Raw genomic sequence first — 13,113 nt, 5'->3', positions numbered from 1 at the left:
AATTTGAACTGGCTAGTGCTAAACGGCTGCTGTGCCAGCAATTCGGCACTAAAGATTTACTCAGCTTTGGCGTCGAGGAGGCACCGGTAGCGCTAATGGCGGCTGGCTGCCTGATGCAATATGTGAAAGATACGCAGCGGGCCAGTCTGCCACATATCAGGGCGATTGCGCTGGAGCGTGCTGAAGATTATATCGTGCTGGATGCCGCCACCCGGCGCAATTTAGAGCTGACGCAAAACCTCAGCGGTGGCGTCGACAATACGCTGGCGGCGGTGCTGGATCGCAATCAGACAGCCATGGGTTCGCGCCTGCTAAAACGTTGGATCCATGCGCCGCTGCGCAATCAGACGCAGGTGAATGCCCGGCTGGATACAGTGCAGGAGTTGACCGATGACGTTGACAGCCTGCAACCTGCGCTAAAAAATATCGGCGATATTGAACGGGTGATTGCCCGCTTAGCGCTGCGCAGCGCCAGGCCTCGCGATTTTGCCAGGCTGCGTCAGGCTCTGGCCCAGTTACCGGCATTACAGCAGGACCTGAGCTTTGCCAACAGCGCCTTGTTACAACGCATTGCCCGCGACAGCCAACCCTTGCCTGAGCTGCATCAGCTGTTAACCGCCGCCATAGTAGAGGCGCCACCGGTATTAATCCGCGACGGCGGAGTCATTGCTGATGGCTACAACAACGATTTAGACCACTGGCGGGCACTGGCGACCGGCGCCACCGACTATTTACAGCAGCTGGAGCTGCGCGAGCGCGAACGTACCGGCATTGCCTCATTAAAAGTCGGTTTTAACCGGGTGCACGGCTATTACATTGAAACAGGCCGCAGCGCCGATACCAAGGTACCGCCGGACTATGTACGGCGCCAGACCCTGAAAAACAACGAGCGCTATATTATTCCCGAGCTAAAAGAGTACGAGGATAAGGTACTGGGCAGCCAGAGCCAGGCGTTGGCACTGGAAAAGCAGTTATACGAACAGTTATTTGAACTGACCAGCCCTTATTTAAGCCAGTTGCAGCAACTGGCCCAGGCGCTGGCCGAGCTGGATGTGCTCTGTACTTTTGCCGAGCGTGCCAGCAGCCTCCACTATTGCCGGCCACAACTGCGCAACGAGCCGGGCCTTGAGTTAACGCAAGGCCGTCACCCTGTAGTGGAGCAGGTATTAAGTGAGCCCTTTATTGCTAACCCACTCAGCCTCAATAGCAAAAGGCGCATGTTAATGGTCACCGGCCCCAATATGGGCGGTAAATCAACCTATATGCGCCAGACAGCGCTGATTGCCTTAATGGCCTACATTGGCTGCTTTGTGCCTGCAGACAGTGCTCACCTCGGGCCGATTGACCGTATCTTCACCCGCATCGGCGCCTCGGATGATTTAGCCTCCGGCCGGTCGACCTTTATGGTGGAAATGAGTGAAACCGCCACCATTTTGCACCACGCCACCGCGCATAGCCTGGTGCTGATGGATGAAATTGGTCGCGGTACCAGCACCTATGATGGCTTAAGCCTGGCCTGGGCTTGTGCCGATTACCTGGCGACCCGCATTAAAGCCCTGACCTTATTTGCCACCCACTATTTTGAACTGACCGAGCTGGCCGACAGCCTGGACGGCGTGGTCAATGTGCATTTAGATGCGGTAGAACATGGTGACGATATTGTGTTTATGCACCACGTGCAAGACGGCGCTGCCAGTAAAAGCTTTGGCCTGCAGGTCGCACAACTTGCCGGGGTACCCAAAACAGTCATTAGCCAGGCCAAACACAAACTCAGCCAGTTGGAGCAACAAGGCCGCGCCCAGCTGACACCGCAACACTCAGCCCACAGCCAGCAGCAACTGTCGTTGTTAGCGCCTGAGCATCCGGTGCTGAAGAAACTGGCGGCACTAAACCCGGATGAATTGAGTGCCCGCCAGGCATTGGATCTGCTCTATCAGTTAAAGGCCGCGCTATGAGGACACTACGACAGGATCTGAGCCTGTCCGCCATCGTCGCCGGCTTTGTCGCGGTACTGGTTGGTTTTGCCAGCTCTGTCGCCATCGTGTTTCAGGCGGCCAGTGCCGCCGGTGCCAGCAATCAGATCATGGCCTCCTGGCTGTTGGCGCTGGGCATAGGCATGGCGGTTACCTGTATTGGGCTATCCTGGTATTACAAAGCGCCGGTGATCACCGCCTGGTCGACACCGGGTGCCGCCTTACTGGCTACCAGTTTGCATGGGCTGAGCATAGAGCAAGCCACCGGCGTCTTTATCTTTACCGCTGCCCTTGGGCTAATTATTGGCCTTAGTCGTTGGTTTGAAAAACTGACAAAACTTATTCCGCTGCCGCTGGCCAGTGCCATGCTGGCCGGTATTTTGCTGCAGTTTGGTTTTGCCATCTTCAGCTCGATGCAAGGCCAGTGGCTGCTGGTCGGCGCTATGTGTGTCAGTTATTTAATCGCTAAACAACTGTGGCCGCGCTATGCTATCTTAGTGGTGCTAGTGACGGGTCTGGTGACCATGTTGTTTACGGTAGGGCTGGATTTCACTGAGGTAAAGCTGAGCCTGACCACACCGGTGTGGGTTACACCTGAATTTTCCTGGCCGGCATTATTAGGGGTCGGCTTACCGCTGTTATTAGTAACAGTGGCATCGCAAAATATTCCCGGGGTAGCGGTGTTAAGAGCCAATGGCTATCAAACGCCGGTATCGCCGCTTATCAGCTCGACCGCATTAAGCTCGCTGCTACTGGCGCCCTGGGGCGCGTTTTCTATTAATCTGGCGGCCATTACCGCAGCCATTTGCGCCGGACCAGAAGCCCATCCTAATGTGCACAAACGTTATATTGCCGGCATTGCCGCCGGGGTGTTTTATTTGCTAGCTGGTTTGGCCGGCGCCACAGTCGTCGCGCTGTTTGCCGCCTTCCCCAGCGCCATGGTGGCGGCACTGGCCGGGCTGGCACTGATCAGCACCATAGCGGCTAACCTGCAGGCGACCACCAACGACCCCGAGTATCGTGACGCCGCCGTGATCACCTTGTTGGTGACCGCGTCAGGCATCAGCTTTTTTGGCATAGCCTCAGCATTCTGGGGCTTAATTGCCGGCGCGCTGGCCGTAGCAGTGCAGCGGCTACGCCGCTAATCAAATGAGTAGGGGCGCATATTTGCGCCCCTTAATCATCTTAACCGCTTCAAGCTGACGGCTCAGCAGCTAAGCTACCAACACTCAACACTCAACACTCAACACTCAACACTCAACACTCAACACTCAACACTCAACATTAAGAGTGTCATTCCTGAAACAAGGTTTCGATATTCAAGCCCTGATGGGTCACAATTTCACGCAAACGCCGCAGGGCTTCAACCTGAATTTGCCGCACCCGCTCGCGGGTCAGGCCAATTTCATGGCCAACATCTTCCAACGTCGAGGGCTCATAGCCGAGTAAACCAAAGCGGCGGGCCAGTACTTCACGTTGCTTGGGATTAAGCTCATCTAGCCACAGTACCAGGTGCTGGCGAATGTCTTCATCCTGCAGCTCCGTTTCCGGCCCCAGTTCTTTTTCATCGGCAATCACATCCAGTAATTGTTTTTCAGAAGCGCCCGCTACGGGCATATCGACCGAGGTGATTTTTTCGTTCAGCTTGAGCATTTTGCGCACTTCTTCGACCGGCCGGTCCAGCGCGGCAGCAATTTCTTCCGGGCTGGGTTCATGGTCCAGCTTTTGCGATAACTCACGGGCGGCACGCAGATAAATATTCAGCTCTTTGACCACATGGATGGGTAAACGAATGGTGCGGGTTTGATTCATGATGGCGCGTTCTATGGTCTGGCGGATCCACCAGGTGGCATAGGTTGAAAAACGAAAACCGCGCTCAGGGTCAAATTTTTCCACCGCTCTGATTAAGCCAAGGTTACCCTCTTCGATTAAATCGAGCAGCGCCAGACCACGGTTAATATAGCGGCGGGCAATTTTTACCACCAGCCGCAAGTTACTTTCAATCATCCGCTTGCGGGCAGCCTGATCGCCTTTTAGCGCCAGGCGGGAAAAATACACTTCTTCTTCGGCAGATAACAAGGGTGAAAAACCAATTTCACCAAGGTAAATCTGCGTGGCATCCATCGCCTTCTGGCTGTCATCTTTGACAAACAACTCGTCAGTACCGCCTGCATCATTGTTGAGCAAACTGATATCTGGCTCACCGTCTTCTTCTAAAACAATGGCTTCATCTGATAAGTCATCATCTTTAAATTCCACATCATCGTCGGTGTTGCGTCCCATATCCAATCTCCCACGTCTTAAGCGTGCTGGGTTCTTTATTACGACTGTCGTCCCTGGTTGTTTATTGCTGCCGGCTTGACCGATCTGCTTATTGTTGTTAACACTCTCTGCTTAACAAGCGTAGTGTTAACGTGGTAAATAGCGCCTGGGGTTAACAGACTGCCCCCGAAAGCGGATTTCAAAGTGTAACCGGCTATCGGTGGCATCGGTACTGCCCATTTCGGCTATTTGTTGACCGGCATTAACCTGTTGACGTTCCTTCACCAGGATGCGCTTGTTGTGAGCATAAGCACTCAGATAATCATCGTTATGTTTGATGATAATCAGATTACCATAACCCCGAAGTGCGTTACCGGCATACACCACCTCACCAGCAGCAGCCGCATTCACCCGGGTGCCCTCAGCACCGGCAATATCAATACCCTTGTTACCGTGTTCAGCAGTGGAAAATTCAGAAATAATAGGTCCCCGAACCGGCCACGCCCATTGCACCCGCCCGGCTGTTGCGGCCGGCTGCGATGTTTTTTGTTGAGTTTGTGTAGCTGATGATTGAACATACCCCGTTTGTTTTGGCGGCGCAACCGCTTTAGCAGATTTTGATGAAGTATCTGATTTTGGTTGAGTTAACGGGCCTTGAGCCATGGTCGGCTGTCGGCTGACAGGCTGTGCCGGCCTGGCACTTTGTTGCTGAGTTTGTTTAGCAGTGCTTGGCTGCGCTGGCCGCTGTGCTGCAGGTTGTCTTTGCTGCGCGACAGCACCTTGTAACCGCAACACCTGACCAGGATAAATCAAATAAGGGTTAGCAATGTTATTGCGTTGCGCCAGAGTACGCACATCCTGACCAGCCCGAAAGGCGATGGAATACAGTGTATCACCCCGCTGCACCACATATTCGGTCGCAGCCAGGCTGCCCCTGTTACGGGCATCATAAGGGTTTTGCCTGAGCTCCAGTGTGGTCACAGGCGCTGGCGGCGATTTGGCACTGCAACCACTCAGTAGCCACAAGGCAGCCAGCAACAGACAATATAGCGCTACAGGCGGGGCAAACAGCGCCTTGACGGCGCAACCTTGCTGAGGCTCAGCTGCGGCATGTTGAGGTGTGGCTTGCCAGCTAGTCATTAGAAAAGTGCACTCAAGCTGGGTTAAGCCATTTATTTAAATTGAGCAAGGCTGTCATCAATAATACCGCCGATAAGAAACTGGCTATGGCCAGCAGGCCATCTGCCGGGGCTACTTGCTCTGCATATTGCCAGGGGCTATACACCTGCTGCTGCTGTTGCCAGGGCCAGATCCGATACATGGCTCCGACCACTATCCCTGTTAACAGCGCTAAACTGGCCGCCATATAACGGCTTAGTAACCAATTCAGCAGCCGGGTAAAGCTCATCAGGCCTATGACACAACCGCTGACAAACAACAGTAACACGCCAAACTGGAACTCTTTCACTGCCAGTAGCACCGGAGCATACATGCCCATTATCAGTAACATAAAACTGCCCGACACGCCGGGTAAAATCATCGCACAAATAGCAATGGCACCTGCAGCAAAAAACATCCAGCCAGCGGGCTCAAGTTGCACCGGCGTCAGCATACCGATGGCTAACGCAAAGCTAATACCAAACACAAACAGCAAGGCCCGCCAGACTGACCAGGAGACCGCTTTAAAAAGCGGCGGCAATGCTGTTAAAATCAAGCCGTTAAAAAATGCCCATAAAGGCACTGGCCGGTATTCCATCAAATAGCCAATAAGATTAGCCAATGAAAACACGCTAATTAAAATGCCACTTAATAAACACAGCAAAAAAGTGCCATCGATATGCTGCCAGCATTGTTTTAAACGGCCGCTGAATAATAACCGCAGTGCCGCCAGATTGACGGAGCTGATCGCTGCCAATAACCGGTGATAAATACCCAGCACAAAGGCCAGGGTACCGCCTGACACGCCCGGCACGACATCTGCGGCGCCCATCGCCAGGCCTTTTATAATCCATTGTAGATAATTCATGTTCTTCCTGTTACTTATCAGGCCAGCTCGCCCGGCACAAGAGGCACAAAGCGTACTGCCTCAATTTCTTTAATGGCAAACTGCTCGCCATGCCGCTCATAGACGCGTAACCATTGCTCTTGCGCGCCAACCGGTATCACCAGGCGGCCGCCCTCGGTTAATTGTTGCAACAAGGCTTGCGGAACTTCAGAGGGCGCGGCGGTTACAATAATGCTGTCAAAGGGGGCCTTACTGGGCCAGCCCAGCCAGCCGTCGCCGTGTTTCATTGACACATGGTGTAAATCCAGTTGCTGCAGGCGGCGTTTAGCCTGAAACTGCAAAGATTTAATACGCTCAACACTGCAAACATGGGGGAATAACCTTGCCAGTATGGCGGTTTGATAGCCCGAGCCAGTGCCGATTTCCAGCACCTTGCCGGCCGTTTTGCCCGCCAGTAACAGCTCAGTCATCCGAGCCACTATGTAAGGTTGTGAGATGGTCTGGCCCTGGCCTATTGGCAATGCGGTATTTTCATACGCTTTATGCGCCAGCACCGGCTCAACAAACAGATGACGCGGTGTTTGCGCGATGGCCGACAGCACCTGGGCGTCGCTGATGCCCTCACGTTGTAACTTTTGCGCCAGTAAGCCGGCACTGCGTACTGTTGCCACTGCCATTAACCCCACCTGATCCCTTCTAACCAATGCCGCAGGGTATCCATACTCTTATAGGCTGACATATCCACCTGTATAGGCGTAATAGACGCATAGCCATTGGCAATGGCATAAAAATCGGTGCCCTCACCCGCATCCAGCTCGGGGCCTAAAGAGCCATACCAGTATATTTTGCGGCCCCAGGGATCGGTGGCGGTGCTCATGGTTTCGGCTTTATGCCGGCGGCCCAGCCGGGTTACCTGTATGCCTTTAAGCTCAGACAGTGGTATGGCCGGTACATTGATATTTAAAATTTGATCAGCCGGTAACGGATGAGACTTCAGCTTTTTAATCACCGCAATAGTTACCTGGGCTGCGGTATAAAAATGCGCTTCATCCCGCCCGGCCAATGACACAGCAATAGCGGGCAGTCCCAGGTGTCGCCCTTCAGTGGCCGCAGCCACAGTGCCAGAGTACAGCACATCATCACCTAAATTAGCGCCATGATTAATGCCGGCGACTACTAAATCCGGGGTAAAGTCTAACAATTGGCTAATGGCTAAATGTACGCAGTCGGTAGGGGTGCCATTTACCGCAATAAAACCGTTGTCGAGCAATTGCGTGCGTAGCGGGTTTAACAGGGTTAAAGAATTACTGGCGCCGCTGCAATTACGGTCTGGCCCGACAGTGGTCACCTCGGCAATCTGGCATAATGCCTGCTGCAATACCTGAATACCTTTGGCGTAAACACCATCATCATTACTAAGTAAAATTCGCATTCCTTACTCCATTAACGCCAGGTGGCGGGAACTATCCTGATATAACGCCAATTCTCGCAGTACACTGGTGGCAAAACAACCAGCTGGCAAGGCAAATTGCAAAGATACTTCATTGCCCTGTTGCTCTGCAGTCAGCTGTTGTGGTATCAACCGCATACTTCGCCTGGCGGCCTGTACTCTTAACTCAATTAAGCCATGCTGCCAGTGTTGCCAGGGTAAAATGGCCTGCTGTTCAAGCTCTGCCGCCAAGGCAGTGCTTAACGCCTTACCGCTGCCCACTAACGGCGCCGTCAGGTGCAGATCAGCGTCAAGCAAACGGCCGTTAAGGGTAGCATCCGGCTGTTCGACAGCAAACACCGAGCCACTGCCATCAAGCTGTAACACATCACCTGGCAGAATTTGCATAAAAGTGCCTGCCTGCAGCCGGGCACTGACGATGGTATTAAATAACCAGGAACGACTGGCCGATAACGCCAGCCCCCGAATTTGCCGATCGGCAATGCTGCCGCCACTAAATAACTGCTCGGCCAGCTGCAAATTACCGCCATCACGGCCAAAACGCTGCTCACCATAATAATTAGGCACACCCTTGGCCACTAACTGCACGCGCGTCAGTAAAGCCGGCACATCGGATACCTGGCGCAAGCGTATTTGAAACAGGTTACGTTTTAACGCGCCTAAGCGCAATTTACGGCTATGGCGCAGGCATTGCAGTATTTGTACGCCTTCTATTTGCCATTCTTGCCAGGCTAAATCCTGCTTAATCGGCCATTTAAAACAAAACCATTGCCGGGTAATGGCATGGCGATCTTTTAATCCGGCATAGCTGATATCACGCACCCTCAGGCCAGTTAGCCTGGCCAGCTCACGTGCCACAAACTGGGTATTCTGGCCAATTTTCTCGACCTGCAGCAACAGATGCTCACCGGCTCCGCTGGGGCTGAAATTGAGTTGTTCTTCAACAATAAAATCTTGCGGCTGACAGCGGATTAGCGCAGTAACATCTGGCTTGCCGTAGCAATACTGCCATTGATTTAGCGTCAGGTTCATCATGCGATCAGCAGCACAACCGCTTCAGCGGCTATACCTTCCTGCCGACCAACAAAGCCGAGCTTTTCTGTAGTGGTGGCTTTAACATTCACCTGCTCAAGGTCGCAGTGTAAATCTGCGGCAATACACTGGCGCATACTTTCGATATGCGGCGCAATTTTCGGCGCCTGCGCCATAATGGTGATATCCAGATTATTAATGCGATAGCCGCGCTGCTGCACCTGAGCAAACACATTGCGCAATAAAATGCGGCTGTCGATCCCTTGGTAGCTCGCATCATTATCCGGGAAATGATGGCCAATATCGCCCAGCGCCAGCGCGCCTAGCATGGCATCAGCCAGGGCATGCAGCACCACGTCACCATCAGAATGGGCAACTAAACCGCGAGGATAATCAATTTTCACACCGGCCAGCGTAACAGGGCCTTCGCCACCAAAGGCATGCACATCAAAACCATGACCAATCCGCAATGTCATTAGTACTGCTGCTCCAGATAAAACGCGGCCAGCTGTAAATCGGCGGGCCGGGTAATTTTGATATTGTCACTGTGCCCTTCAAGCAAACGCACCTGATGGCCGGCCCATTCCATCGCCGAGGCTTCATCTGTTACCTGCACCCCGGCGGCTAAGGCGCCGATAATCGCCTCACGCAGCAGGTCAGTGGGAAAAAACTGCGGTGTTAATGCATGCCACAGGCTATCCCGACTGACGGTTTCAGTAATAAACTGCTGGCCGCGTTTCATGGTATCGCGTACCGGACAGGCTAAAATAGCGCCGTGCTGACCGCTGAGCCCTTCGCTGATTAATAAGTCAATATCCTGCTTGCGCACTAAAGGCCTTGCGGCATCATGCACCAGCACCCAGGGGTAGCGCTCACTATCAATTAGCTGCAGCGCATTTAATACTGAATGTACCCGCTCACTGCCACCGCTCACCCGCTCAATCTGCTCAGCAGGCAACCCCGTACTGGCAAAATAGGCATCGTCGTCACTTAATACTAAATACAAGCGGCTCACGCTATCAATGGCTAAAATGCGCTCAACACTGTGCTGTAAAATGGTTTTGCCTTGTAAACGCAGATATTGTTTCGGCTTGTCAGCCTGCATGCGTTGGCCCACACCTGCTGCCGGAATGATGGCGGCTATGGCTGGAATAACATCTGAACTCATTCAGGATCCTGCTGAATAATACGAAAAAACACTTCATCCTCACCGATCAGGCCCAATTCATGGCGGGCACGCTCTTCAATGGCTTCAAAGCCTTGTTGTAAATCGGTGACATCTGCCAGCAACATGCGATTGCGTTTAGCTAACTCTTGGTTACTGGCGCGCTGACTGGCAATTTCCTCTAACTGGCGCAAATAGTCAGGCACACCCAGCTGACCGAACCACAGCCGGTATTGCAGGGCGCCAAACAATATCAACAGCAGAAGCGTTAACAGTCGCATAAATCAGAGTCTGGTAGAATGATAAGGCTATTATGAAGCGACTTTGCGCTGCTGCAAAGGCCTAAATGCATAAAGCCTAGCGGTGCAGCGGTAAATAAGGCTTAGCAAAATTGCGCCAGTTTAGCCTGCTGGCCAACAACAGCTCACGTAAACTGAGTAATCTGGGCGCGGTTTTATCATTATTTAACCACTGATGACCACAGCAGGCCGCCGTCATAATGGCTTTAGCGGGCTTTAGCAAAAACAACTGGCTGTGCTGCGCCTGCAAGGGTGTGCCGCTAAAGCCAAACCAGCCGTAATTATTGCAGTGTAAGCGTTGGCCACTAAGGTCAACCTCATCCACACTGTCAAGCAAAATCTGCTCTGCGGTATGTAACTCGCTGTAAAGTGGCACTATTAACCCAGGAACCGCTGCTTTTTGATAAAACTCGGCAATAACCGAGGCTTGCTGCTTACTGGCCGGGCAACGCGCTGCCTGCCGGTGATACCAGGATGCGTTAAGGCTATCTAATGCCAGCTCACTGGGATATTGCAGTAAGTTACTGGCAGCACGCCGGATATAAAATGGCAAACTGGACAGCCGTTTTGGCAATAACGCCAAATTGTCAGCACTGCTTTGTGACAGGCGATAGATTTCACGCTCATACAAAGCATTACACAGCTCGGTATAAGTTTGATTATCTGGCGAACTTTGCCAGAAATGCGGCTGAGGCGTTATCACATCTATCATGGCCAGATGTTAGCCAATCGGCTGGCGCTTGTAAAAGCAAAAACAATGCGGCGCCAGTTTTTTTATCCAATACGGCAAATCATTGCTCATTACCTGGCACATTGCAGTTGGCCACTAAGCAACAAGCGCTGCCGGGCCGGGCTGGCCAGGGCAAAGTGCTGCGTTATCCGTCCATGCTCACTGGACTGCTGACAGTGTAAATGGGCGCGATCAGGCAGCAACAGTGGTGAGCTGAAGTTAACACTGACGTCAAAAGCCGGCGCTTGCGGCGCCAGTGCGGCCAATATTCTCGCCTTAGACCACATCCCGTGCGCCAGTGCGGCTTTAAAACCAAAGAGCCGGGCACTGATATCGCTTAAATGTATCGGGTTAATATCACCACTTAACCAGCCATAACGCCAACCCGTCCCGCGCGGCGCTTTCAGCTCACTGTGCAGGTTAGCAGCGTTAACACTGATATTTTTGGCCACAGATGCCGCTAAAGCTGGAGCATCAGCGGCCGGTTCTGGCAAGGCAGGCGGTGTCCTCGTTCGGTACAGGTGACAAGCCTGTTGCTGCCACACTAACTGGCCTTTACGGTAAACCTCTGTGACTAACGGCAGCAGCACCCCTTTTTCATGAGGTAAAACCGGCGCCAGCCGCACCTTAATGTCCAGCGGCTCGGCGACAAGAATAGGCCTAAACTGGCTAATATGGTTACTGAGATGCACCAGCCCCATCACCGGGAACGGGCTTTGCAATAACAGCCGCAGCTGCAAACCAAAAGCCAGCACATTGGGCCAGCAGGGGGGTAACTGCGGGCTCTGAGCAAGCTGACACAGCTGTTGGTAACGCGCCAGCTGTCGGGCCGGGCTTAGCACCGCGCTTGCTGATGCAGTAAGTTCTGTCTGCTGACAGCCAGCCTCAGGCGGTAAGGCTTTGGGCCATAGGGCTTTTGCATAAAGTGGCCATAAGGCAGGTAAAGCAGACATTCAACATCCGATAAAAGTGGCAAAGCGCCGCTGAAAAATGCTAGTTTACCCTTTTTTACCTCAGGGGTGCAGCGATAGCCTATGAACCGTCGTTTATTTTTAAAAGCTAGCCTGGCTACGCCTGTCGTTCTGGTGTTAGGCACCAAGCTGGTCGCTACGCTTCGGCCTTACCCGTTGTCGGATATGTTAGTACAACTGCGCGCTTTGCCCCTGCACCGTGTCAGCAGCAGCGGCCCATGGAATGTCAGCCAGATTTTGCAGCATTGCGCGCAAAGCGTACGTTACTCCATTTACGGCTATCCGGCATCCCGCTCGCCCTGGTTTCAGAACAGCATCGGCAAGTTGGCAGTCAATGCCTTTGCGGCCAAAGGCCAGTTGCATCATGACCTGGATGAACCTATCCCCGGCGCACCTGATCTTGAAGCTGGTGTGCCCAATGATGTGGCGATGCGTGAGCTGATTTACCATATCCAGCAATTTATGGACTGGCAAGGCCCGCTGCAGCCGCATTTTGCTTACGGCCGCCTGACCAAAGCCCAATACTACAGCGCCCATTACCTGCACCTGCAAAGTCATTTAGCGCAAATCAACATCAGCTAACCCGAAAAAAAACCAAAGGGGTCAGGCCTTGCATTTTGCAGTTGTTAACAACTGCAAAATGCAAGGCCTGACCCCAAAGGATTTAAGGCGGTGGTTACTGACCTTTGATTTCGCTGCGGCCTTTATAAGGTGCTTTGCTGCCCAGCTCCTGCTCGATGCGCAGTAACTGGTTGTACTTGGCTACCCGGTCTGAGCGGCACAGTGAACCGGTTTTAATTTGACCGGCAGCAGTACCTACGGCTAAATCAGCAATAAAGGCATCTTCGGTTTCACCACTGCGGTGCGAGATAACAGCAGTAAAGCCGGCATCTTTGGCCATTTTAATCGCCGCCAGCGTCTCGGTTAACGAACCAATCTGGTTGAATTTAATCAGGATAGAGTTTCCTATGCCCTGTTCAATGCCGCGAGTTAAAATTTTGGTGTTGGTAACAAATAAATCATCGCCAACCAGCTGTACTTTGCTGCCAATTTTATTGGTTAAGTCTTTCCAGCCGTCCCAGTCGCTTTCGTCTAAGCCATCTTCAATAGACACTATCGGGTAACGCTGGGTTAAGCCGGCCAGGTAGTCGTTAAAGCCATAAGAGTCAAAACTCTTATTCTCACCACCTAATACATATTTGCCATCTTTGTAAAACTCAGTGGCC

Annotated in this window: 14 protein-coding genes and 1 pseudogene; 3 read left to right on the top strand and 12 right to left on the bottom strand. The window is 52.7% G+C overall.

What is annotated here, in order from left to right; translation table 11 throughout:
* Both mutS and V7D78_RS14060 read left to right on the top strand, forming a co-directional pair.
* Nucleotides 1–1,955: DNA mismatch repair protein MutS (mutS, locus tag V7D78_RS14065; protein ID WP_333609087.1), on the top strand; the 1,955-nt coding region annotated here is incomplete at its 5' end.
* Nucleotides 1,952–3,118, top strand: a complete 1,167-nt coding sequence (locus V7D78_RS14060; protein WP_333609086.1) for a benzoate/H(+) symporter BenE family transporter — start codon at nucleotides 1,952–1,954, stop codon at nucleotides 3,116–3,118. The genes mutS and V7D78_RS14060, both read left to right, overlap by 4 nt.
* A gap of 148 nt (nucleotides 3,119–3,266) precedes the next feature.
* Here the strand turns inward: V7D78_RS14060 and rpoS are convergent, their stop codons facing one another.
* The 11 genes from rpoS to V7D78_RS14005 all read right to left on the bottom strand — a co-directional run bounded on the left by rpoS (nucleotide 3,267) and on the right by V7D78_RS14005 (nucleotide 11,869).
* Nucleotides 3,267–4,256 (bottom strand): RNA polymerase sigma factor RpoS, encoded by a 990-nt coding sequence (gene rpoS / locus V7D78_RS14055; protein ID WP_333609085.1) that lies wholly within the window; start codon nucleotides 4,254–4,256, stop codon nucleotides 3,267–3,269.
* A gap of 126 nt (nucleotides 4,257–4,382) precedes the next feature.
* Nucleotides 4,383–5,375, bottom strand: coding sequence for a peptidoglycan DD-metalloendopeptidase family protein (locus V7D78_RS14050; RefSeq protein ID WP_333609084.1), 993 nt, complete (start codon nucleotides 5,373–5,375; stop codon nucleotides 4,383–4,385).
* 13 nt (nucleotides 5,376–5,388) lie between these two features.
* A complete protein-coding gene (locus tag V7D78_RS14045; RefSeq protein ID WP_333609083.1) occupies nucleotides 5,389–6,261 on the bottom strand; it encodes a DUF368 domain-containing protein in 873 nt (290 codons plus the stop codon).
* Nucleotides 6,262–6,278: 17 nt separating this feature from the next.
* A complete protein-coding gene (locus V7D78_RS14040) occupies nucleotides 6,279–6,917 on the bottom strand; it encodes a protein-L-isoaspartate(D-aspartate) O-methyltransferase (RefSeq protein WP_333609082.1) in 639 nt (212 codons plus the stop codon).
* Entirely contained in the window at nucleotides 6,917–7,672 is a 756-nt protein-coding gene (surE, locus tag V7D78_RS14035; protein ID WP_333609081.1) for a 5'/3'-nucleotidase SurE, read from the bottom strand. Before surE ends, V7D78_RS14040 begins: the two co-directional genes overlap by 1 nt.
* A gap of 3 nt (nucleotides 7,673–7,675) precedes the next feature.
* Nucleotides 7,676–8,725: a tRNA pseudouridine(13) synthase TruD gene (gene truD / locus V7D78_RS14030; protein WP_333609080.1), complete on the bottom strand. Its 1,050-nt coding sequence runs from the start codon at nucleotides 8,723–8,725 to the stop codon at nucleotides 7,676–7,678.
* The gene (gene ispF, locus V7D78_RS14025) at nucleotides 8,722–9,198 is read right to left on the bottom strand and encodes a 2-C-methyl-D-erythritol 2,4-cyclodiphosphate synthase (RefSeq protein WP_442886536.1); all 477 of its coding nucleotides are present in this window, start codon (nucleotides 9,196–9,198) and stop codon (nucleotides 8,722–8,724) included. Before ispF ends, truD begins: the two co-directional genes overlap by 4 nt.
* On the bottom strand, nucleotides 9,198–9,890 hold the full coding sequence (gene ispD / locus V7D78_RS14020) for a 2-C-methyl-D-erythritol 4-phosphate cytidylyltransferase (RefSeq protein ID WP_333609079.1): 693 nt from the start codon (nucleotides 9,888–9,890) through the stop codon (nucleotides 9,198–9,200). The genes ispF and ispD overlap by 1 nt, the downstream gene beginning before the upstream one ends.
* On the bottom strand, nucleotides 9,887–10,168 hold the full coding sequence (ftsB, locus tag V7D78_RS14015; RefSeq protein WP_333609078.1) for a cell division protein FtsB: 282 nt from the start codon (nucleotides 10,166–10,168) through the stop codon (nucleotides 9,887–9,889). Before ftsB ends, ispD begins: the two co-directional genes overlap by 4 nt.
* A gap of 76 nt (nucleotides 10,169–10,244) precedes the next feature.
* Nucleotides 10,245–10,898, bottom strand: coding sequence for a hypothetical protein (locus tag V7D78_RS14010; protein ID WP_333609077.1), 654 nt, complete (start codon nucleotides 10,896–10,898; stop codon nucleotides 10,245–10,247).
* An 89-nt stretch (nucleotides 10,899–10,987) separates the two neighbouring features.
* Complete coding sequence (locus tag V7D78_RS14005) at nucleotides 10,988–11,869, bottom strand: MaoC/PaaZ C-terminal domain-containing protein (protein WP_333609076.1); 882 nt, start codon at nucleotides 11,867–11,869, stop codon at nucleotides 10,988–10,990.
* 81 nt (nucleotides 11,870–11,950) lie between these two features.
* Here V7D78_RS14005 and V7D78_RS14000 point away from each other — a divergent pair, with 81 nt between their 5' ends.
* Nucleotides 11,951–12,469 carry a DUF1569 domain-containing protein gene (locus V7D78_RS14000; RefSeq protein WP_333609075.1) on the top strand — a complete coding sequence of 173 codons (519 nt, stop codon included), beginning with the start codon at nucleotides 11,951–11,953 and terminating at the stop codon, nucleotides 12,467–12,469.
* A 94-nt stretch (nucleotides 12,470–12,563) separates the two neighbouring features.
* Here V7D78_RS14000 and eno read toward each other — a convergent pair.
* A pseudogene (eno, locus tag V7D78_RS13995) lies at nucleotides 12,564–13,113 on the bottom strand (phosphopyruvate hydratase); the annotation flags it as partial.

Origin of the sequence: Arsukibacterium sp. (assembly GCF_036735525.1) — a bacterium.
Taxonomy (GTDB): domain Bacteria; phylum Pseudomonadota; class Gammaproteobacteria; order Enterobacterales; family Alteromonadaceae; genus Alishewanella.
Note: the sequence above shows the minus strand (reverse complement) of the source record. Positions and strands in the feature narration are given on the sequence as shown.

What these genes read in the sequence shown, in the direction of transcription:
- V7D78_RS14060 (WP_333609086.1), top strand. Translation starts at nt 1,952, where the DNA reads ATGAGGACACTACGACAGGATCTGAGCCTGTCCGCCATCGTCGCCGGC.
- rpoS (WP_333609085.1), bottom strand. Translation starts at nt 4,256, where the DNA reads ATGGGACGCAACACCGACGATGATGTGGAATTTAAAGATGATGACTTA.
- V7D78_RS14050 (WP_333609084.1), bottom strand. Translation starts at nt 5,375, where the DNA reads ATGACTAGCTGGCAAGCCACACCTCAACATGCCGCAGCTGAGCCTCAG.
- V7D78_RS14045 (WP_333609083.1), bottom strand. Translation starts at nt 6,261, where the DNA reads ATGAATTATCTACAATGGATTATAAAAGGCCTGGCGATGGGCGCCGCA.
- V7D78_RS14040 (WP_333609082.1), bottom strand. Translation starts at nt 6,917, where the DNA reads ATGGCAGTGGCAACAGTACGCAGTGCCGGCTTACTGGCGCAAAAGTTA.
- surE (WP_333609081.1), bottom strand. Translation starts at nt 7,672, where the DNA reads ATGCGAATTTTACTTAGTAATGATGATGGTGTTTACGCCAAAGGTATT.
- truD (WP_333609080.1), bottom strand. Translation starts at nt 8,725, where the DNA reads ATGATGAACCTGACGCTAAATCAATGGCAGTATTGCTACGGCAAGCCA.
- ispF (WP_442886536.1), bottom strand. Translation starts at nt 9,198, where the DNA reads ATGACATTGCGGATTGGTCATGGTTTTGATGTGCATGCCTTTGGTGGC.
- ispD (WP_333609079.1), bottom strand. Translation starts at nt 9,890, where the DNA reads ATGAGTTCAGATGTTATTCCAGCCATAGCCGCCATCATTCCGGCAGCA.
- ftsB (WP_333609078.1), bottom strand. Translation starts at nt 10,168, where the DNA reads ATGCGACTGTTAACGCTTCTGCTGTTGATATTGTTTGGCGCCCTGCAA.
- V7D78_RS14010 (WP_333609077.1), bottom strand. Translation starts at nt 10,898, where the DNA reads ATGATAGATGTGATAACGCCTCAGCCGCATTTCTGGCAAAGTTCGCCA.
- V7D78_RS14005 (WP_333609076.1), bottom strand. Translation starts at nt 11,869, where the DNA reads ATGTCTGCTTTACCTGCCTTATGGCCACTTTATGCAAAAGCCCTATGG.
- V7D78_RS14000 (WP_333609075.1), top strand. Translation starts at nt 11,951, where the DNA reads ATGAACCGTCGTTTATTTTTAAAAGCTAGCCTGGCTACGCCTGTCGTT.